An 18,795-nucleotide genomic window follows, 5' to 3' on the forward strand; every position below is an offset into this window, starting at 1 on the left:
ACCAATGTTCAGGGATGACGCGCACGACGCAGATCCAGCGCACGCTCGGCGTGATCCTCGCGCTGAATCTCGTCGTCGTGGCCGTGAAGGTGGTGGTGGCGCTGCGCACGGGCAACCTCACGGTGCTCGGTGCGGCGTTCGAGAGCTTCCTGGACGCGGCCAACAACGTCGTCGCGATGGTCGTGGTCGCGCTGGCCGCGCGCGGCCCCGACGACGACCACCCCTACGGGCACGACAAGTTCGAGACGATGGGCGCGCTGGGCATCGTCGTGTTCCTGTCGATCTCCTGCTACGAGTTGCTGCGTGGCGCGATCAGTCGCTGGCTGGGCGCGCCGGCACCCATCGCACCATCCGGCGGCGAAGTCCTGCTGCTGGCCTCGACCGCCGTCATCAACCTCGTGGTCGTGGCCTACGAACGGCGTGAAGCGCGCCGCTTGAAGTCACCCATCCTCGCGGCCGATGCGGCGCACACGACCGGCGACTTGTTCGTGACGGCGCTGGCGGTGGCATCGATGCTTGCGGCGCGGGCGGGGATGTCGTGGGCGGACCCGCTGCTGGCGGTCGGCGTGGCCGGAATGATCGCCCGAAGCGGCTGGCTCATCCTGCGCGTCACGGTGCCCGTGCTCGTCGACGAGCGCGGGGCGGACGCCGAGCGGATCGCTGCCGCGACCCGACGCGTGGACGGCGTGCTCGACTGCCGCTCGGTGCGGAGCCGCACGACCAGCTCCGGACTGGTCTTCGCCGAAGTCACGGTCGCCGTCGCCGGCGACGTGCGCGTCTCCGATGGGCACGCGGTGGCGGACCGGGTCGAGGAGTCGGTGCGGGCCGCGCTGGGTGGGGCTGCGGACGTCCTGGTGCACGTGGAGCCGAGCTGATGGCGTCGCGCACGTCGCCCCGTTCGCTCCGCGCCGAGTATCAGGATTTCGTCGAGCGCGAGATCGAGGACTACAAGAACTCCGTCTCGCGCGACTTTCTGTACAGCATCGCGGCCGAGGCAGACGTGGCGCTTGGGGGCGGTGCGCAGATCGGGATGCGTGACGTGATGCTCGCGGACGAGGTGGACCGCATCATCGCCAAGCGGCTGCGCCTGCCGACGTACGACACCTGGCGGCGACGCCTGCTCAAGAACGCCAATGAGCTGCGGAAGCCGGAACACTGGGGCCTTCGTCCCGACACGCCGCTCAAGCAGGCCATCCCGCCGCACACGGCGGCCGCTGCGGTGCTGGTGGCCGGCCCGCGCATCGAAGGCTCGGCGCTGTACCTGGCCGCCAATGGCTGCGAGGTGACGGCCGTGGAGAGCGAGGTGGCGGTGGTGAACAAGGTGCTGCAGTCGGCCAAGGATGCGGGACTGACGGAGAAGCTGCGTGGCTTTGTCGCGGACCTGGTGAGCTTCACGCCCGACGGTCCGTTGGCGGCGGTCGTGTGCACGCCGGCGGCCTTCGCCGGGCTCTCGGCCTTTGAGCGGGAGCGCGTCATCGAGATCCTGCAGCGCGCCACGACGGACGGCGGCGTGCACTTGATCGAGACGCTGGTCGCGGGCCAGGCGGTGCTGAGCGAGGAAGAACTGCGGACCCGCTACGACGGCTGGGAGATCAAGCTGGTACCGGAACCCGGGGCGACGACGACCTTCGTCGCGAAGAAGCAGGTCGCGTAGCGGAGCGACACGGACGCGGGGTTGCAGCGAGTGTCGTTCTGCGACACCGCCTCGACGTGAACGCGCGTGGTGACGTGTAACCCGTTATGACATAACACTTTGCCCTGACAGGAAACTGGCATTATTCCTGCGACGTCTACCATATGAAGGCGCGCCGAGGGGCGGCGCCCGGCAGATGACTTTGTCCCCATAGGGAGGGGACGCCAAATGGTGGATATCGCAATGCAGGCAGAACTCGAGCAGGAACCGGTCGGGATCATCATCTCGCGTGGCAGCCGCGACGAAGCGACGCCGCGGTTCAGCGCGTATGTGTGGGGGCCGGTACCGGAAGACACTGAGCCGGCTTCGGTCGAGGCGGCGTAGACTCGACGGAAGACGGATGACGGACGCTTGATGGGGGCGCTGAGCGAAGCTCGGCGCCCCCATTTGGCATCCGTCATCCGTCTGGAAAAGCACACGGGGACCGCCGCAAGCGACGATCCCCGTGTGTGTGAAGCTGGCCAGCTTACTTCTTCTTCGCGGCCTTCTTCTTGGTGGCCTTCTTCGCGGCCTTCTTCTTCTTGGCAGCCATTGTACTATCTCCTTAAAGGAGTTGTGTTCCCGGCCGATCCCCCGGTGGATCGGTGGGGCGCTACGGCAGTGTCGCCACTACCGCAGTTCGTGCGTCCCGGTGCCCTGGGACTTGATGCTCACACCGCCTCGGAGAGGCTGGTGAAGTTGAAATCGCGAACCTTCAAGGCCGGCATCACGACGCTGCCACCGGCTTCCGTCCCTGCGAGACGCTCTGCGTTGCCGAGCATTTCGAGGTTGTTCAACATGAACAGCGGGGACTCATTGAACCGCAAATTCTGAATTGAGCGAGAAATTCTTCCCTGTTCGATAAGGAAAGTTCCGTCGCGTGTCAAGCCCGTATAAAGAATGGTGCGCGGATCGACTTCGCGTAAGTACCACAAGCGGGTGACCAAAATGCCGCGTTCGGTGCTCCGGATCATCTCGTCCATCGAACTCGACCCGCCCTGCATCTTCAACGACGTAGCCCCCCCGGTCGCAACACGATTCTGCTTCTGCGCCCAGAAGCGCGAGGTCTGCAGCGTGTTCAATTGCCCGTTCTCCACCCACACTTGGCGAGCGAGGCGCATCCCTTCGCCGTCGAAGGGTTGGCCGAGGAGCTGCGGATCCTGCGGGTCGGAGAAGAGCGTCACGCGCTCGTCCACGATCTTCTCGCCGACCTTGTTGCCGCCACCCTGCTTGGAGAACGGCGAGCGACCTTCGTCGGCGAGGCGGGCGTCGGCGTAGAAGGCGATGAGCTGGACGAGGTCGCCGACGGCCTGCGGTTCAAGGATGACGGTGTAGCGGCCGGGCTCGACGGCGCGCGGCGTCCGCGACGCACGGGCCTTGTCGATGGCGCGCTGCGAGACGCGCGCGAAGTCGACCTGCCGCCAATCGGGGTGGTCGGCGGCCGCCCAGCCGGATCCGGTGCCGTCGGCCGTCCGCACGGTCAGCGTGTAGTTCGTGCTCGTCGCGCGGTGGTAGGCGAACATCCCCTTGGAGTTGGCCAGCGCGGTGCATCCCGCGCCGACGACGAGATATCCCGCCGCCTTGAGGTCGCCGGAACTGCGGGCGGGTTGCAGCGCCGTCAGCGCAGCGCGGGCGCGCGCCGCGGCGTCGGTCGCCGCGGTGCTCTCGAAGTAGGCCTCCACCGGCAGATACTGCTGCGGCTCGAGCAGCGGCATTGCTTCCGGATCGTCCGGGGCGAGACGCGCCAGCACCTCCGACTGCTCTACGCAGCGGCGCAGGGAGTCCTCGGAGAGGTCGTTCGTGGTCACGATAGCGTGCTTGGGCCCGAACCAGCTCTGCACCACCAGTTGACTGTCGGTGACGGCGCCGGCGGTGCTCATCTGGTTGTCGGCGAAGCGCACGTTGGTGGTGTGGTTCGAGCCGAGCTGCACATCGATGCCGTCGGCCTTGGAGAAGCGCATCGTGCGCTCGGCGATGGCCTGCGCATCCGCGCGCGAGAGCACCGCCCCCGCCGGGACGCCTTGCTTGAGCCGCTTGATCGCGCTCATCCCTGCCTCCCGGTGTTGATCACGTTGACCTGGCGGAAGCGCGCCGGCGGCGAGCCGTGGCTCACGGCGTTCACCTGCGGCGGCTGGCCCTTGCCGTCGAAGAACGAGCCGCCGAGCTCGTAGCTGTCGCGCCCGCCGATGGCGTCCATCGAGTTCCAGAAGTCCGGCGTGCGGATCTGGTACGCGACGTCCTTGAGCATCCCCTCGAGCTTGCCGCCCCGGATCTCGTAGAAGACCTGGCCGCCGAACTGGGCGTTGTAGCGCTGCTGGTCGATCGAGAACGAGCCGTCGCCGACGATGGCGATGCCGCGGTCGACGCCGGCGATGAGGTCGTTCCAGCTCGTGTTGTCGTTGCCCGGCATCAACGAGACGTTGGGCATGCGCTGGAAGGCGACGCTACCCCAGCTGTCGGCGTACGAGCAGCCGTGCGAGCGCAGGGGCTGGCCGTTCTTGGCGTACCAGTCGCGCAGCCAGGGCGCCTGTTCGCGCGTGGTCTGGTAGTCGTTGAACATCCCGTCCTTGACGATCAGGAAGTCGTCCGGGCGCTCGCCGTCGTCGTCGTAGCCGATGGTCGAGAGGGCGCCTTCCTGCGAACGGTCGCCCTGCACGTTCATAAAGCTCGGCCCGTACTTGAGCGTGCCCAACTGGCGCTCCGGCGGCGCGATGAAGCTGGTGCCGGCGTAGTTGGCCTCGTAGCCCATCGCGCGGTCGAGCTCGGTCGGGTGGCCGATGGACTCGTGGATGGTCAGCCACATATTGCTCGGTGCCAAAACCAGGTCGTAGCGGCCGACGTCCACGGGCTTGGCCGAGAGCTTCTCGTTGGCCTGCTCGGCCCACTTGCGCGCGTTGCCGGGCAGGTCGCACTGCTGCACGTACTCGTAGCCGCGGCCCATCGGGGCGGCCTCGGCGCCGGTGCGGCTCTGGAAGTCGGTGAAGTCCGGCTTGACTGCGGTCGCGGTGAACAGCGGCCAGCTGCGGATGAGGGTCTGGTCGCTGACGGTGCCCTCGGTGCTGGCGAAGAGCTTCTCCTGCTTGACGAAGAAGAGGATGCTGTTGACGAAGCGGACGTTGTCGACCTTCATCGCCTCGGCGTTGGCCGAGAGCAGGAGGTTGACCTTCTCCTCCAGCGGCACCTCGAAGGGATCGCGGGTGTAGGCCGAGCGCCAGGTGGCGTTGGGATACGACTGCACCGGCGCGAGCTCGACGGAGCGGTCGCGGGCGATGCGGTTGGCGCGGGCGATGGCGACGGCCTCTCGGGCCGCGGCGGTGATGGCGTCGCGGGTGAGCGTGCGCGTGGCGGCGAAGCCCCAGCAGCCGTCGACGAGGGCGCGGACGCCGCAGCCGAGGGTGTCGGTGTCCACGACGTTCACGATCTGCTGTTCGCGGGTGACGACGAAGTTCTGGCGGATGCGCGCGATGCGGGCGTCGGCGTACGAGGCGCCCGCGGCCTTCGCCGCGTTGATCGCATCCATCAGGAGTTCCTTCGAGAGGCCGCTCTGGAAGCGGTCGAGGTCGTCCAGGGCCGGGGCGGCGCCTGCGCGTCGTGGGGTCGACGCGAAGGCGATGGCCGCGGCCGCAGCGGCTCCGGTGGTCCGGAGGAAGTCGCGGCGGTCCGTCATTTAGATGGCGTCACTGGTCGAGGTGAAGTTGAAGTCCCGGATCTTCATCGCCGGGATCATAATGGCCTGTCCGGGACCGCCGGACTCCGAGGCGCTCACGCGCTCGGGACGGCCCATCGCCATCAGGTTGTTCAGCATAAAGATTGGCGACTCGTTGTAGCGGAGGTTCTTGACCGGACGGGTGACGCGTCCGTTCTCGATCAAGAAGGTGCCGTCGCGGGTGAGTCCCGTAAAGAGGATGGTGCGCGGGTCCACCGAGCGGATGTACCAGAATCGCGTGACGAGCAGGCCGCGCTGGGTGGAGGCGATCATCGATTCGACGGTTTCGGTGCCGCCGTTCATCGCCAGCGTCCCGCCGGTGCTGGCCTGCGGCTTGCCCGTGCGCTGGGCCCAGAAGCGGTCGTAGGCGAGGTTCTTGACGACGCCGTTCTCGATCCAGGTGTTGGCGCGGTTCGGCGAGCCATCGCCGCTGACGGTGTTCGCGGGGACGCGCGGGTCGAGCGGATTGGAGTAGAGCGTCACGCGCTCGTCTACGACCTTGTCGCCGATCTTGTTTCCTCCGCCGGCCTTGGAGAAGAACGACCGGCCCTCGTCGGCGTTGCGCGCGTTCAGTGCGCCGCCGATGAGCTGGATGAGGTTGGCGGCGGCGGTGGGCTCGAGGACCACCGTGTAGCGGCCGGGCTCGATTGCCGCGGCATTGGTGGAGCGCCGCGCCTTCTCGATGGCGCGCTCAGCGAGCGCGCGCGGATCGATACGCGTGAAGTCGTTGTCGGAGGCACCGGCCCAGCCGGAACCCTGGCCGTCCTCGGTGCGCACGGTGGTGGTGAAGGCCACGCCGGTGCTGCGCTGGTAGGCGAAGAGGCCGGCGCTGTTGGCGATGGCGAAGGCCTGCGCCTGTGCCTCGAGGTAGCCGGTGCTGACGAGGCCCGCGGCGCGGGCACGCTCGGTAATCTGGCGGACAGCATCGGCACGCGCCTCCGGCTCGAGCGAGGCCGTGGCGTCGTTCCAGACGATGGACTCGTCGTACGACTGCGGGCCAAGCTCCGGCAGCAGCTCCGGATCGTCCGGCGCGAGGCGTGCAATGCGCTCGGCGTTCTGCACGGCCTCGCGCAGGGCGGCGTCATCGAGCCGGTTGACGGTGACGTTGGCGACCTTCTTGCCGAAGACGGCGCGGATGCTGACCGCGGCGTTGTAGTTGTCGCCGGCGGTGGAGATCTGGTTGACGGCGAAGCGGGTGTTGGCCCGCACGCCGGAGTTCACCGTCACGCGGCACTCGTCGGCAGTGGAGAGCTCGAGGACGCGCTTGGTGATCGCTTCGCACTCGGCCCGGGAGAGGTGGCGCGCGACGGCGCGCAGGGAGCGGGGCGCCATTACGCGTTCCTCCCGGTGTTGATCACGTTGACCTGCTTGTGGCGGGTGGGCGGGCAGCCGTGCGAGACGGCGTTGGACTGCGAGGGCTGGCCCTTGCCGTCGCCGAAGGCACCGCCGAGTTCATAGCTGCGCTGGCCCCCGATCATATCCATCGCGTTCCAGAACTCCGGCGTGCGGATCTGGTAGGCCACGTCCTTGAGCATCCCGACGATCTTGCCGCCCTTCACTTCATAGAAGAGCTGGCCGCCGAACTGGGCGTTGTAGCGCTGCTGGTCGATCGAGAAGGAGCCGTCGCCGACGATGGCGATGCCGTTCTCGGTGGCGGCGATGAGGTCGTCCCACACGAGGTCGCGCTCGCCAGGCATCAGGTTGACGTTCGGCATCCGCTGGAACTGCACGTCGGCCCAGGTCTGCGCGTAGGAGCAGCCGTGGGACTGGGTGGGCATATTGCGCGACTTGTACCACCAGTCGAGCCACATCGCCTGTTCGCGCGTGGTCTGGTAGTCCACGAAGATGCCGTCCTTCACGATATGGAAGGTCTCGGGCGCGACGCCCTCGTCGTCCCAGCCGCAGGCCGAGAGCGAGCCGGGCGCGGAGCGGTCGGCGGTGACGTTCATAAAGTCCGGGCCGTAGCGGAACTTCCCGAGGAAGTTCTCCGGCGGCGCGAGGAAGCTGGTGCCGGCGTAGTTGGCCTCGAAGCCATACGCGCGGTCGAGCTCGGTCGGGTGCGCGATGGCTTCGTGGATCGTGAGCCAGAGGTGCGTCGGGTGCAGGATGAGGTCGTAGCGCCCGACCTCGACCGGCTTGGCGGTGAGCTTCTGGCGGGCTTCCTCGACCCAGCGCGCGGCGTGGCGCTTGAGGTCGGCGTCGAGCACGTGCTCGTAGCCGAGCCCGCGGGGTTGGATGTCGGTGCTCTGCCGAATCTGGAAGTCCCGGTTGTCGGCCGAGACCATCGTGACGGTCATCCCCGGCTGGGCGCGCATAATGGTCTGCTGCGTGACCGTGCCCTCGGTGCTCGCGAAGGTCTTCTCGTCCTTGAGGAAGAACATCTGCGAGTTGACGAAGCGCGCGCCGGCGGCCAGCGCCGCGGCGTTGGCCTCGAGCAGGTAGGCGGCCTTGTCCTCGATGGCGATGGTGAAGGGATCGATGCGCGCCGGCGAACGCCACTGGCCGTTGGGCACGGGCGGGTGGTGGATCGGTGCGAGGTCGATCGGCTTCACCATCGCGCGTCGGTTGGCGCGGGCCTGCGCGACGGCCTGCCGCGCGACGCGGACGACCTCGTCGCCCGAGAGTTCGCTGGACGCGGCGAAGCCCCAGGTGCCCTCGACCATCACGCGGACGCCGAAGCCGAAGGTCTCGTTGTCGCCGATGTTGGTGACGCGGCGCTCGCGCGTGCCGATGTTCTGCGAGCGTGCCGACGAAATGCGACAGTCGGCGTAGGACGCGCCGGCCTGGCGGGCGGCATCGATGGCGCGCACAGCGAGCTCGCGGTGGTCGCTCTCGCCGCTGAAGGCGGGACGAGGGGCCTCGGCTTGGGCGCGGCCCGGTACGAGGAGACTGGCGGTGGCGGCAACGGCCGCGGAGGTCCGCAGGAACTCACGACGGGAAGTGCTCACGCTATGCCCTCGGGAAATGAGACATCCGAATATACGACGCGATGCATTGTGTACGCGCGGGTGGCGTGACAACGTTCAGACATCGGTTCCCCCCTCTGGAGTTTGCCGCGATGCCCACGTTGACCATCGACGGCCGCGAATGCGCGGTCGCGGATGGCGCCACGATCCTCGATGCGGCGCGCCGCGCCGGCATCGACGTGCCGACGCTCTGCTGGTACCCCAAGCTCCCGACGGTGGGCAACTGCCGCATCTGCCTGGTCTCGGTGGACGGGACGGGCAAGCTGCTGCCGGCCTGCGCCACGCCCGCGTCCGATGGGATGGTCGTGCACACGGAGTCGCAGGCGGCGGTGAAGAACCGCCAGGGCGTGCTCTCGCTGCTGCTCGAGCGCTACCCGGTGGAGGACATCCCGGCTGATCGCGGGCGCAACGAGTTCGAGGCGATGGTGCATCGCTACGGGGTGCCGCTGCGTCGCTCCGCCGAGCTGCCGCTGCGCGGCGGCGACGAGCGCCCCAGCGACCACATCATCACGCACGATATGTCCACGTGCATCCTGTGCACGCGCTGCGTCCGCGCCTGCGAGGACATCCAGGTCGTGGGCGTGCTGGACGTGGCCGAACGCGGCGAGCACACGGAGATCATCGTCGGGGCGGACGGCAACCCCGAGCACGCCGGCTGCACTTGGTGCGGCGAGTGCGTGCGCGTGTGTCCCACGGGCGCCATCCACGACATCCTGCCGCTGGCCAAGATGAGGCAGGGCACGATGGACGCTCCGGCCGAGTCGGTGCGTTCGGTGTGCCCGTACTGCGCGGTGGGCTGCCAGCTCGACCTCGAGGTGCGCGATGGCCAGGTGACGCGCGTGGTCTCGCCGTGGATCGAGGAAGACACGCCGAACGAGGGCAGCACCTGCGTGAAGGGCCGCTTCGGCACGGACTTCATCCTGCACCGCGACCGACTGACGACGCCGTTGATCCGGCGCGGCTGGCAGCGCGGAGCGGATGGGCAGTGGCGCTTCGACGCGTCCAGCGACCCGGCGGCGTCACGGTTCGCGCGCCGCGGCGGCCCCTGGGAGTCGGTGGAATCCGAAGGGCAGACGCCAAAGAACCGGCGTCCGCGCACGAACCCGTTCCGCCGTCGCGTGGACGCCGGCGCCGACGCCGCCCTGGCCGACCCGCGCGACCGCATCGCCACGCCGGCGAGCTGGTTTGAGCCGTTCCGCGAGGCGACCTGGGAGGAAGCGATGGAGCTGACCGCCCAGCGCCTCGCCGGACTACGCGACACGCACGGACCACACTCGCTCGCGACCTTCGCCAGCGCCAAGTGCGCGAACGAGGAGAACTACGTCCTGCAGAAGGTGTTCCGCGCCGGCCTCGGCACCAACAACGTGGATCACTGCACGCGGCTCTGCCACTCGAGCTCGGTGAGCGCGATGCAGCGCGCCATCGCCACCTCGGCGGCCAGCGGCTCGATGCGCGAGGTGGAGCACGAGAGCGACGTCATCTTCATCCTCGGCGCCAATACAACCGAAAGCCATCCGGTGTTCGGCGCGGCGATCAAGCGGGCACTGAAGCGCGGCGCGACGCTGATGGTCGCCGACCCGCGCCGCATCGAGCTGGCGGCGCGCGCCCACGTGCACCTGCAGCTGTTGCCGGGCAGCGACGTCGCCCTGCTCAACGCGATGCTGCAGCACATCCTGGCCGAGGGGTTGGAGGACAAGGCGTTCATTGCGGCGCGCACGACGGGCTTCGAGGAAGTCCGTGCGGCCGTGCAGCGTTACACGCCGGAACTGGCCGAGAGCATCACCGGCGTTCCGGCCGCGACGATCCGACGCGCCGCCGAGCTCTACGCGAAGGGCCCGCGCTCGGCGACGCTCTGGGCGATGGGCCTCACGCAGCACCACACCGGCACCGACATCGTCACGTCACTGCTCAACCTGATGCTGGCCTGCGGGATGATCGGCCGCTGGGGCGCGCCGATGATCCCCATCCGCGGGCAGAACAACGTGCAGGGCGCCTCGGATATGGGCGCGATCCCGTTCGCGTTCACCGACTACCGCCGCGTGGACGACCCGGCGGTGCGCACGCTGTACGCCGAGGCCTGGGGCGTGGACCCGGCGACGCTGGATGCAAAGGTCGGGCGCAAGGTGACCGAGATCGTGGGGCAGGACACGCCGGTGCGCGGGATGTACGTGATGGGCGAGAACCCGATCATCTCGGATCCGGACGTGGCCCACGCCGAGGACTGGTTCCTCGGACTGGAGTTCCTCGCGGTGCAGGACCTGTTCCTGACCGAGACGGCGCGCTGCGCCGACGTGGTGCTGCCGGGCGCGTCGTTCGCCGAGAAGGACGGCACGTACGTCAACACCGAGCGCCGCATCCAACTGGCGCGGAAGGCCGTGGAGCCGCCGGGCAATGCCCGCGGCGACCTCGACATCGTGCTGGACCTGTCGCGGCGTCTCGGTGTGCCGACGCCCTACACGACGGCGGCGGACGTGTTCGACGAGATCGCGCGCGTGACGCCGAACTGGCAGGGCGTGTCGCACGCACGGCTGCGCGAGCGACCGGGTGGACTGCAGTATCCGGTGCCTGACGTCACGCACGAGGGGACGGCGTTTCTCTTCGCCGACCGCTTCCCGACCGTCGACGGCAAGGCGCGACTGGTGGCGACGGAGTATCTCCCGCCGGCCGAGCTGCCGGACGACGAGTACCCGTTCTTCCTGAACACCGGGCGCCAGATGTACCACTGGCACACGGGCACGATGACGCGGCGGTCGACGGCGCTCGATGCACGCGAAAGCACGGCGACGGTGGAGCTGAACCCGCTGGATGCCGAGGAGCTCGGCGTGCGCGACGGCGACGAGGTGAGCCTCACGTCGCGGCGGAACAGCATCCGCATCGCGGCGCGGCTGTCGGATCGCGTGGCGCGGCGGCAGGTGTTCGTCCCGATGCACTACCGGGAGGCGGCGGCGAACCTCCTGACGAACCCCGCACTGGACGGCCCGTCGGGGATTCCCGAGTTCAAGGTGTGCGCAGTGCGCGTGGAAGCGGTGAAGCCGGCGTTGGTGTAGCGCGCCGGCGCGGCGCGCTCAGGCGGTCGCGGCCGCCGGCAGCAGCACGTGGAACGTCGTCCCGGCACCCTCGGCGGACTCGACGCTGATTTCGCCGCCGGCCTGGTGCACGATGCCGTGCACCGTCGCAAGCCCGAGCCCCGTGCCGCGCCCCTGCGGCTTGGTGGTATAGAACGGCTCCCAAATGCGCGCCAGGGTCTCGGCGCTCATCCCGTGGCCGGTATCGCGGACCGAGAGACGTACACCATCGCCGCTGCGGTACTGCGTGGCGACGACCTCGACGGCGAGATCGCCGCCCACGGGCATCGCGTCGCGCGCGTTGATGGCGAGATTCATCAGAACCTGCTCGAACTGCACCGGATCGAGGCGCACCGTGGGCAGCGCGTCGCCGACGGCGACGGTGAGCCGCACGGTGGAGCCGAGGAGGGGCGCAAGGAGACGCGTGAACGAGCCGACGAGCTCACCGATGTCCACGAGCTTGGGTTCGATGATGCGCCGGCGCGCGAAGGCCAGCAGTTGCTGCGTGAGCTCGCCGGCGCGGGTGGCCGCCTTCTCAATCTCGGCGAGGTCGGCTTGGCGTGGGTCGTCGGCGGGCAGGGTGCCGGCGACGATGCCGGTGTAGCCCACGACCGCCGTCATCAGGTTGTTGAAGTCGTGCGCGACGCCGCCGGCAAGGCGACCGAGCGCCTCGAGGCGACGGGCATCGGCGGCCGCGGCCTCCTGTTTGCGGCGGTGCGAGACGTTGCGGACCACCTGGCTGGCGCCGACGATGTCGCCGCGTTCGTCGCGCACCGGGCTGTAGGCGATCTCGTACTCGTGGCGGGCGCGCTCGGGGTCGCCGACTTTCCGGGTGACGGTGAACTGCTCGCCGGCCAGGGCGTGCCGCCAATGGCTCAGCGAGTCGGCTGCGTCGAGGGGCAGCGCGGCAACGGCTGCGGCCATCGGCATCCCGGCGCGCACCCGCACGCCGGAGACCTCCTCGAACTCACGCACCCAGGCCGGATTGACGGCGATGACGACGAGGTCGCGATCGACGGCGGCGATGAGGTCGCCGGAACTTTCGATGATGGCGGCCAGCTGCGCGAACGCACCGCGGGCGCGGGCCTCGGCGGCCGCGCGCTCAGCGAGGGCGATGGGAAAGAGCATCGTCGGGCCGGCGAGCGACGCGATATAGATCCACGCGCGCTGGCCGCGGACCATCGGGTCGCGCCCGAAGTCTGAGAACGGCCCGACGTCGAGCAGGGTGGAGACGATGACGGCGGTGAAGAAGAGCAGCGCGAAGAAGGCGTAACCGCGTACACCGAAGCGCAGTCCCGCCCAGATGAGGAAGGGGATGCTCGCGACCGCTGGCGGCAAGACGAAGACTTCGTTGCCCACCGCGAGGAAGGCGCTGAGCAGCGCCACGACGTACAACGAGGCGACGGCCGCAAACTCCGCCGGGCTGCCGCGGGCGCGTCGGACCTCGGGATGCACGGGCGCAGTGGGTGCCATCAGCAGCGGCGTGATGGCGGCAATGGACGTGACGGCCGCAACCCACCACAGGGCGAAGGTGTAGCCCGGGATGTACTGCGCACCGACGATCGTCCGCGCCAGCGTGACGAGCATCGTGGTGGGGAGGATGCCGAAGAGGACGGCCACCGCGAGCCAGGCGTACGACAGCACGCCCCGCAGCGGGTGGCGTCCGCGGGAGAGCCACTGGTGCAACAGCGTGATGACGATGCTCTGCGCCGTCATCTGCGCGCCGGCGGCGAAGGAACGCGGCCAGTCCTGGCTGTGCAATCCCGCCCCGAGCGCGACAGCCGTCCAGATGCCGAGGGCCAGGCCGATGCGGTCCTTGGGACGCGCGGCGAGGAGGATCGCGAGCGCGATCCCGTGCACCGGCCACGGAATGACGGCCTGCGGCATATGCCGCAGCACCGGCCCCGACACCCAGGTTACGACGAACAGGGTGAGCGTGAGCGCGACGGCGACGGCGAGCGGGACGCCGTCTGGCGCGGAGAGGCGCGGACGAGCAGCAGACATTCGGTGCGTCTGGGGGGTAGCCCCTATATTTCCGGGAATGTACGGCGGCGTTTCTGAGAAGAAACGTAGCCAATCTTCCCTTTCAGTATCGGCTGTCGGCCCCTCTCCCCTGCCCCGTGCGCGCACTCGTCAAGGAAGCCCCATCAGCGGGATTCACGCTCAAGGACGTCCCGATCCCCTCCATCCGCGACGATGAGGTGCTGATTCGCGTCCGCCGAGCCGGCGTCTGCGGCACGGACGTGCATATCCACGAGTGGGACGCCTGGGCGCAGGGGCGGTGCAAGCCGCCGTTCGTGGTCGGGCACGAGTTCGCCGGCGAAGTGGAGAAGGTCGGAGCGCTGGTGACCGACGTGAAGGTTGGCGACCGCGTGACCGCCGAGGGCCACATCGTATGCGGGATGTGCCATCTCTGCCGCACCGGCAACGCGCACGTGTGCCCGAACACCAAGATCATCGGCGTGGACCGCGACGGCGCCTTCGCCGACTACATCGCGATGCCGGCCACCAACGTGTGGCAGCTGGACGCGAACATCCCGTTCGAGATCGGCGGCATCCACGATCCGATGGGCAACGCCTTCCACACGGCGCTGCACGGCACCGAGCTCTCAGGCAAGACGGTGCTGGTCACGGGCTGCGGCCCGATCGGCATCTTCGCCGTTGGCATCGCGAAGGCGGCCGGTGCATCGCACATCGTGGCGAGCGACGTGAACCCCAAGCGCTTGGGGCTCGCGACGCGGATGGGCGCGCACAGCGCGGTGCATCCCAAGGACGCCGACGCAACCGTGCAGCAAGCTACGCACGGGCTGGGCGTCGACGTCGTACTCGAGATGAGCGGCGTGCCTGCGGCGATCCACCAGGCGTTCAAGCTCGTGCGCGTCGGCGGCCGCGTGCAGATGCTCGGCATCCCCGCCAAGCCGATGGACGTGGACTTCGCGACGGAAGTCATCTTCAAGGGCATCACCGTGTACGGCGTCGTCGGCCGGCGGATGTACGACACCTGGATCCAGATGACGCAGTTCCTGCGCGCGGGGCAATTCGACCCGACACCGGTGATCACGCATCGGTTCAAGCTGGAAGATCACGCCGCTGCCATCGCCGCGATCAAGAGCGGAGAGGCGGGGAAGGTGGTATTCGAAATCAGCTGAGTTTTCGACGGATGACGGATGACGGATGCCAACGACATCCGCCGTTCGCATCCGTCATCCGTCATCCGTCCAGTCCTTACAATGAATAAGAACTTCGTCGCCGAGCTTCAGGCCGGCATCGACCAACTCAAGTCCGCCGGCACCTACAAGAAACTCAACCATCTGGCGTCGCCCCAGTCCGCGCGCGTGCAGATGGAAGGCCGCGGCGAGGTGCTCATTCTCTCGTCCAACAACTACCTCGGGCTCTGTGATGAGCCGAGCGTGGTGCAGGCGGGCATCGACGGGCTGAAGCAGTTCGGCGCGGGTACGGGATCGGTGCGCTTCATCTGCGGCACCTTCACGGTGCACCGCGAGCTGGAGACGGCGCTGGCGCGCTTCGTCGGCACGGAGGCCTCGATGAGCTACGTCTCGGCGTGGAACGCCAACGAAGGGCTTACCGCGAGCATCGTGCAGGAAGGTGACTTCGTCATCTCCGATGCGCTGAACCACGCGTCGATCATCGACTCGATCCGCCTGGCGAAGGCGATCACGAAGTGCACGACCGCCGTGTACAAGCATTCGGACCTCGACGACCTGGTCGAGAAGCTCTCGGCGCACAAGGCAGCCAAGCGACGGCTCATCTGGACCGACGGCGTGTTCTCGATGGAAGGCAGCATCGCCAAGCTGCCGCAGCTGCTGCAGATCGCCAAGGATCACGACGCGATCCTGATTATGGACGACTCGCACGCCACCGGCGTGCTCGGCAAGACGGGGCGCGGCACGGCCGAGCACTTCGGCGTGCTCGGCGAGGTCGACGTGATCACCAGCACGCTGGGCAAGGCGCTGGGCGGCGCTGCGGGTGGCTTCGTCGCCGGTCCGGCGGCGCTCTGCGACACGCTGACGCAGCGCTCGCGGCCGCAGCTGTTCTCCAACGCCCTGCCGCCGACCGTGGCGGCGAGCGCGCTGGCGTCGGTGGAGTTCATCGAGAAGCACCCGGAGCGCGTGCAGTTGCTGCGCGACAACACGGCATTCTTCCGCAGCGTCATCATCGAGGCCGGCTTCAACCCGCTCGAAGGCGACACACCGATCGTGCCGATCATCATCGGCGAGACGGCCGATGCCATCAAGATGAGCGAGATGCTGCTCGACGAAGGCATCTTCGTCACCGGCTTCGGCTTCCCGGTGGTGCCGCAGGGCACGGCGCGCCTGCGCTGCCAGATCTCGGCGAGTCACAGCCGTGCGGACCTCGAGTTCGCGGTCTCGGCGATCCGTCGGGTGGGGCTGAAGACGGGAGTGATCAAGTGATTTGGGGACGGATGACGGATGGTCGATTCGTGCGAGCGAGGGAGTCAGTGCGCGGCCGAGGCGGGGCGTTGCCCGTTTCCTCCGAATCTGCACGTTCGTGTTGTTCGCATCCGTCATCCGTCATCCGTCCCCACTCGAGGCCCAGTCCCCCACGCTCCCACCTGTCGTCAGCATCGACTGGCTGAGCGCCGAACTCGCCCGCCCCGCCCTCGTCGTCCTGCAGCTGGGCAGCGATTTGTCCTTCCGCGCGACGCACGTGCCGGCGGCGCAGCGGCTGGACTTCGATGCCGTCGTGCTCGCGCCGCAGATGGAAGGCGGACTACGGATGGAGCTGCCGGCGCCGGATCGGCTCGAGGCGGGCCTGCGCGCGGTCGGCGTTCGTGAAGACTCACGCGTCGTAATCGTCTTCGATACGCCGCAGGCGTTCACGCGCGCGAGCCGGGCGTTCTTCACGTTGGAGTGGGCCGGGATGCGGGGCCGCGTGGCGGTGCTGGACGGTGGCTTGCCGGCCTGGCGCGCGGCGTCGAAGGCGCTGAGCAGCGGCGGCGCGCTGCAGGTGGCCGCGGGCGACCTGCGTGTGCGGCCCGACGCCGATCGGCTCGCGACGCGCGAGGCGGTGCGGGCTTCGGCCGATGGGCGCGGACGCCGCTTGGTCGATGCGCGGACGCCGGAGTTCTACGAGAACCGCCGCGACAACGGGATGCCGCGCGGCGGTCACATCGCCTCGGCGGTCAACCTGCCGTTCAACACCGCAGTGGGCAGCGATGGGCGGCTCAAGCCGATGGCCGAGCTGGAGCAGATGGTCGCGGCCGCGGGCATCAGCTCGGACGACGCGCTCACCACCTACTGCCACATCGGACTGCAGGCCTCGTGGATGTACCTGGCGCTGCGGCATCTCGGACGGGACGTCGCGCTGTATGACGGGTCGTTCGATGAGTGGAGCCGCGACGCGACGTTGCCGGTGGCGTTGCTCGGATCGCCGTAGCGTCGCGGGGCGCAGCAGCGCGAAGACGGAAGGGGCGGTGCACAAGGATGTGCACCGCCCCTTCCGTCTTCCGTCTTGCTCCGTCCTACGCCTTGGCGGCCTTCTTCTTGGCCGGCTTCTTGGCCTTGGGCGCCTCGCCGTTGGTCTCGGCCTTCACCGCCTTCTTCTTGGCAGCGGCCTTCTTCTTGGCTGGCTTGGTCTCGGCCTTCGCGTCGGCGACGCCGTCGGCCTGGGCCTCGACCGGCGCATCATCCTCGACCACACCGAGCAACAGCAGCGACGACGGCACGGGCTTGGCGCTGCGTGCCCCGCGCCCACCGCGTCCGGCCGGAATCCCGCGGATGCCCATCCCGCGCGGGGCGGGCGTGGCGGCCTTGGGTGCCGGCGTGTGCGCCGCCTCGGCGGCGCTGAGCTGGTCGGCGATCGTCGGGGCATCGGTGACCGCCGTGACCTCGAAGGCCTCGCCGCGCTTGCGCAGGTCGAGCAGGCCGGCATCGTGCGCGTCCTTGAGGATGCGCGCGAAGTTCTTGGCCGACAGCGACTCGGAGTCGCGGCCGAGCAATGCGTGGGCCTTGGCGCGCACGGTCTCGCTGGGCACCGGGTTGTCGCCGGCGGCGACGGCATTGACCGCATCGCGCACGAGGCCGAAGGCCTCGTCGCGGGTCAAGCGAATGCCGCTGACACCGATGGACTCGTCGATCTTGACGGGGGCCGGTGCGGCGGCGACGGCCTTCGCGCCCTGCTCCGGCGTCGCGCGATCCTCACGATCGCGCCCGCGCCCGCCACGGCCGCGACGGCCACGACGGACACGGCCTTCGCGGTCCTCGCGCTCGCCTTCGGCGCGGGGCGCCGCTGCGGCGGCGGCCGGGGCGCCGCCCTCCTTGCGGGCCGGACCGACTTCGAGCTGCCCGTTCTCGAGCTTCGAGACGTGGAGCAGGCCCTTCTGCGCGGCTTCCATACAGAAGCGCGAGAACTTCGACATCCCGAGGTTCTTCTCGTCGAAGGTCGCATCGATCTCCTGCATCACCTGCTTGAGGCGGTCGGCGCGCATCACGTCGCCGTTCTTCTGCATCCGCTGGATGGACTCGGTCACGAGCTCCCAGGGGTCCCACTTCTTGGCCGCCCCGGCCTCGTCGCTGGACTTCACCAGGCCGGCGAGGGCGTTGTAGCTGTAGTACTCGTCGCAGTTCTGGACGAGCAGGTCACTCGACGACTCGCGGATGCCGACGCCGATGACGTACTTGCCGTACTCCTTGAGCTTGAGCACCAGCGAAGAGAAGTCGCTGTCGCCCGAGAGCAGGATGTAGGTGCCGATCTCGGGGCGGGTGAACACGAGCTCGATGGCGTCCACCGCGAGGCGGATGTCCGTGGCGTTCTTCTTCGACGAGCCGTAGGCCGGCGCGAAGATGAGGTCGATGGACGACTCGCTGAGCGGGACGATGTACTGCGGGTAGCGGCGCCAGTCGGCGTAGGCGCGCTGGACGGCGACCTTGCCCGAAATGATGGAGCTGCTGAGGAGGTTGCGGAGCTCCGTCTGGAGATCGGAGCGGATGCCCATCGTGACGTTGTCGAAGTCGATGAGCAGTGCGGCATTGGGCGCGTGGGCGGAGGTGCCGCCGAGTGCGCTGGCCTGCGGGCCCCGGTGCAATGGGGCGACCGGGACGCGCGCTTGACGCGCGGCCACGGGTGAAGCGGAACGAGGGTGCATCTGTTTTCCTGGCGTGGATCGCCGATTGAGTACCGGCGGGTGCGACCGAATTGGTCCGAGGGTCGCGCGCTCACAAACTCGTCCGGACCACTTGGGGTCACCGGAAGACGCCTCTGGCGCGGACAACTCGCCCGCTGGGGTCCGCGGGCTCGACGTGCCGATGGTTGCGCGCCGAAGCGCTGCGAATCATCGACGCGCCGAGCGCGTCCCGAATGAGAAAGGTAGTCGGAAACGGTGCAAATGTCAGTGGGGAGGTCACT

At 68.7% G+C, this 18,795-nt stretch carries 13 protein-coding genes; 7 read left to right on the forward strand and 6 right to left on the reverse strand.

Annotated features, from left to right (window positions below; translation table 11 throughout):
* Positions 1-14: 14 nt before the first annotated feature.
* The 3 genes from KF689_11005 (at position 15) to KF689_11015 (ending at position 2,017) form a co-directional block, all read left to right on the forward strand.
* Entirely contained in the window at positions 15-875 is an 861-nt protein-coding gene (locus tag KF689_11005; protein ID MBX3133894.1) for a cation transporter, read from the forward strand.
* A complete protein-coding gene (locus tag KF689_11010) occupies positions 875-1,654 on the forward strand; it encodes a hypothetical protein (protein ID MBX3133895.1) in 780 nt (259 codons plus the stop codon). Before KF689_11005 ends, KF689_11010 begins: the two co-directional genes overlap by 1 nt.
* A 207-nt stretch (positions 1,655-1,861) precedes the next feature.
* Entirely contained in the window at positions 1,862-2,017 is a 156-nt protein-coding gene (locus KF689_11015; GenBank protein ID MBX3133896.1) for a hypothetical protein, read from the forward strand.
* A gap of 326 nt (positions 2,018-2,343) precedes the next feature.
* Here the strand turns inward: KF689_11015 and KF689_11020 are convergent, their stop codons facing one another.
* From KF689_11020 to KF689_11035, 4 genes are read right to left on the reverse strand one after another with little or no spacing between them, the layout of a single operon-like run.
* Positions 2,344-3,720, reverse strand: a complete 1,377-nt coding sequence (locus KF689_11020) for a TldD/PmbA family protein (GenBank protein ID MBX3133897.1) — start codon at positions 3,718-3,720, stop codon at positions 2,344-2,346.
* The gene (locus KF689_11025) at positions 3,717-5,339 is read right to left on the reverse strand and encodes a TldD/PmbA family protein (GenBank protein ID MBX3133898.1); all 1,623 of its coding nucleotides are present in this window, start codon (positions 5,337-5,339) and stop codon (positions 3,717-3,719) included. The genes KF689_11020 and KF689_11025 overlap by 4 nt, the downstream gene beginning before the upstream one ends.
* On the reverse strand, positions 5,340-6,710 hold the full coding sequence (locus tag KF689_11030; protein ID MBX3133899.1) for a TldD/PmbA family protein: 1,371 nt from the start codon (positions 6,708-6,710) through the stop codon (positions 5,340-5,342). It abuts the gene before it with no gap.
* Positions 6,710-8,326 carry a TldD/PmbA family protein gene (locus tag KF689_11035; GenBank protein MBX3133900.1) on the reverse strand — a complete coding sequence of 539 codons (1,617 nt, stop codon included), beginning with the start codon at positions 8,324-8,326 and terminating at the stop codon, positions 6,710-6,712. Before KF689_11035 ends, KF689_11030 begins: the two co-directional genes overlap by 1 nt.
* A gap of 110 nt (positions 8,327-8,436) precedes the next feature.
* On the opposite strand from KF689_11035, the gene fdhF reads away from it, so the two are divergent.
* A complete protein-coding gene (gene fdhF / locus KF689_11040; protein ID MBX3133901.1) occupies positions 8,437-11,391 on the forward strand; it encodes a formate dehydrogenase subunit alpha in 2,955 nt (984 codons plus the stop codon).
* A gap of 18 nt (positions 11,392-11,409) precedes the next feature.
* Here fdhF and KF689_11045 read toward each other — a convergent pair whose 3' ends face one another.
* A complete protein-coding gene (locus KF689_11045; GenBank protein MBX3133902.1) occupies positions 11,410-13,413 on the reverse strand; it encodes a PAS domain-containing protein in 2,004 nt (667 codons plus the stop codon).
* Positions 13,414-13,529: 116 nt separating this feature from the next.
* On the opposite strand from KF689_11045, the gene tdh reads away from it, so the two are divergent.
* From tdh to KF689_11060, 3 genes are all read left to right on the forward strand, one after another.
* Positions 13,530-14,558: an L-threonine 3-dehydrogenase gene (gene tdh, locus KF689_11050; GenBank protein MBX3133903.1), complete on the forward strand. Its 1,029-nt coding sequence runs from the start codon at positions 13,530-13,532 to the stop codon at positions 14,556-14,558.
* A gap of 81 nt (positions 14,559-14,639) precedes the next feature.
* Positions 14,640-15,842, forward strand: coding sequence for a glycine C-acetyltransferase (locus tag KF689_11055; protein ID MBX3133904.1), 1,203 nt, complete (start codon positions 14,640-14,642; stop codon positions 15,840-15,842).
* A gap of 97 nt (positions 15,843-15,939) precedes the next feature.
* On the forward strand, positions 15,940-16,827 hold the full coding sequence (locus KF689_11060; GenBank protein MBX3133905.1) for a sulfurtransferase: 888 nt from the start codon (positions 15,940-15,942) through the stop codon (positions 16,825-16,827).
* A gap of 85 nt (positions 16,828-16,912) precedes the next feature.
* Here KF689_11060 and KF689_11065 read toward each other — a convergent pair whose 3' ends face one another.
* A complete protein-coding gene (locus KF689_11065; GenBank protein ID MBX3133906.1) occupies positions 16,913-18,511 on the reverse strand; it encodes an NYN domain-containing protein in 1,599 nt (532 codons plus the stop codon).
* Positions 18,512-18,795: the final 284 nt, after the last annotated feature.

The sequence above is a fragment of the Gemmatimonadaceae bacterium genome (assembly GCA_019637355.1).
Classification (GTDB): Bacteria; Gemmatimonadota; Gemmatimonadetes; order Gemmatimonadales; family Gemmatimonadaceae; genus Pseudogemmatithrix.

Coding starts and splice junctions, on each gene's coding strand:
- KF689_11015 (MBX3133896.1), top strand. CDS start 1,862: ATGGTGGATATCGCAATGCAGGCAGAACTCGAGCAGGAACCGGTCGGG.
- KF689_11045 (MBX3133902.1), bottom strand. CDS start 13,413: ATGTCTGCTGCTCGTCCGCGCCTCTCCGCGCCAGACGGCGTCCCGCTC.
- KF689_11025 (MBX3133898.1), bottom strand. CDS start 5,339: ATGACGGACCGCCGCGACTTCCTCCGGACCACCGGAGCCGCTGCGGCC.
- KF689_11055 (MBX3133904.1), top strand. CDS start 14,640: ATGAATAAGAACTTCGTCGCCGAGCTTCAGGCCGGCATCGACCAACTC.
- KF689_11010 (MBX3133895.1), top strand. CDS start 875: ATGGCGTCGCGCACGTCGCCCCGTTCGCTCCGCGCCGAGTATCAGGAT.
- KF689_11005 (MBX3133894.1), top strand. CDS start 15: ATGACGCGCACGACGCAGATCCAGCGCACGCTCGGCGTGATCCTCGCG.
- KF689_11030 (MBX3133899.1), bottom strand. CDS start 6,710: ATGGCGCCCCGCTCCCTGCGCGCCGTCGCGCGCCACCTCTCCCGGGCC.
- fdhF (MBX3133901.1), top strand. CDS start 8,437: ATGCCCACGTTGACCATCGACGGCCGCGAATGCGCGGTCGCGGATGGC.
- KF689_11020 (MBX3133897.1), bottom strand. CDS start 3,720: ATGAGCGCGATCAAGCGGCTCAAGCAAGGCGTCCCGGCGGGGGCGGTG.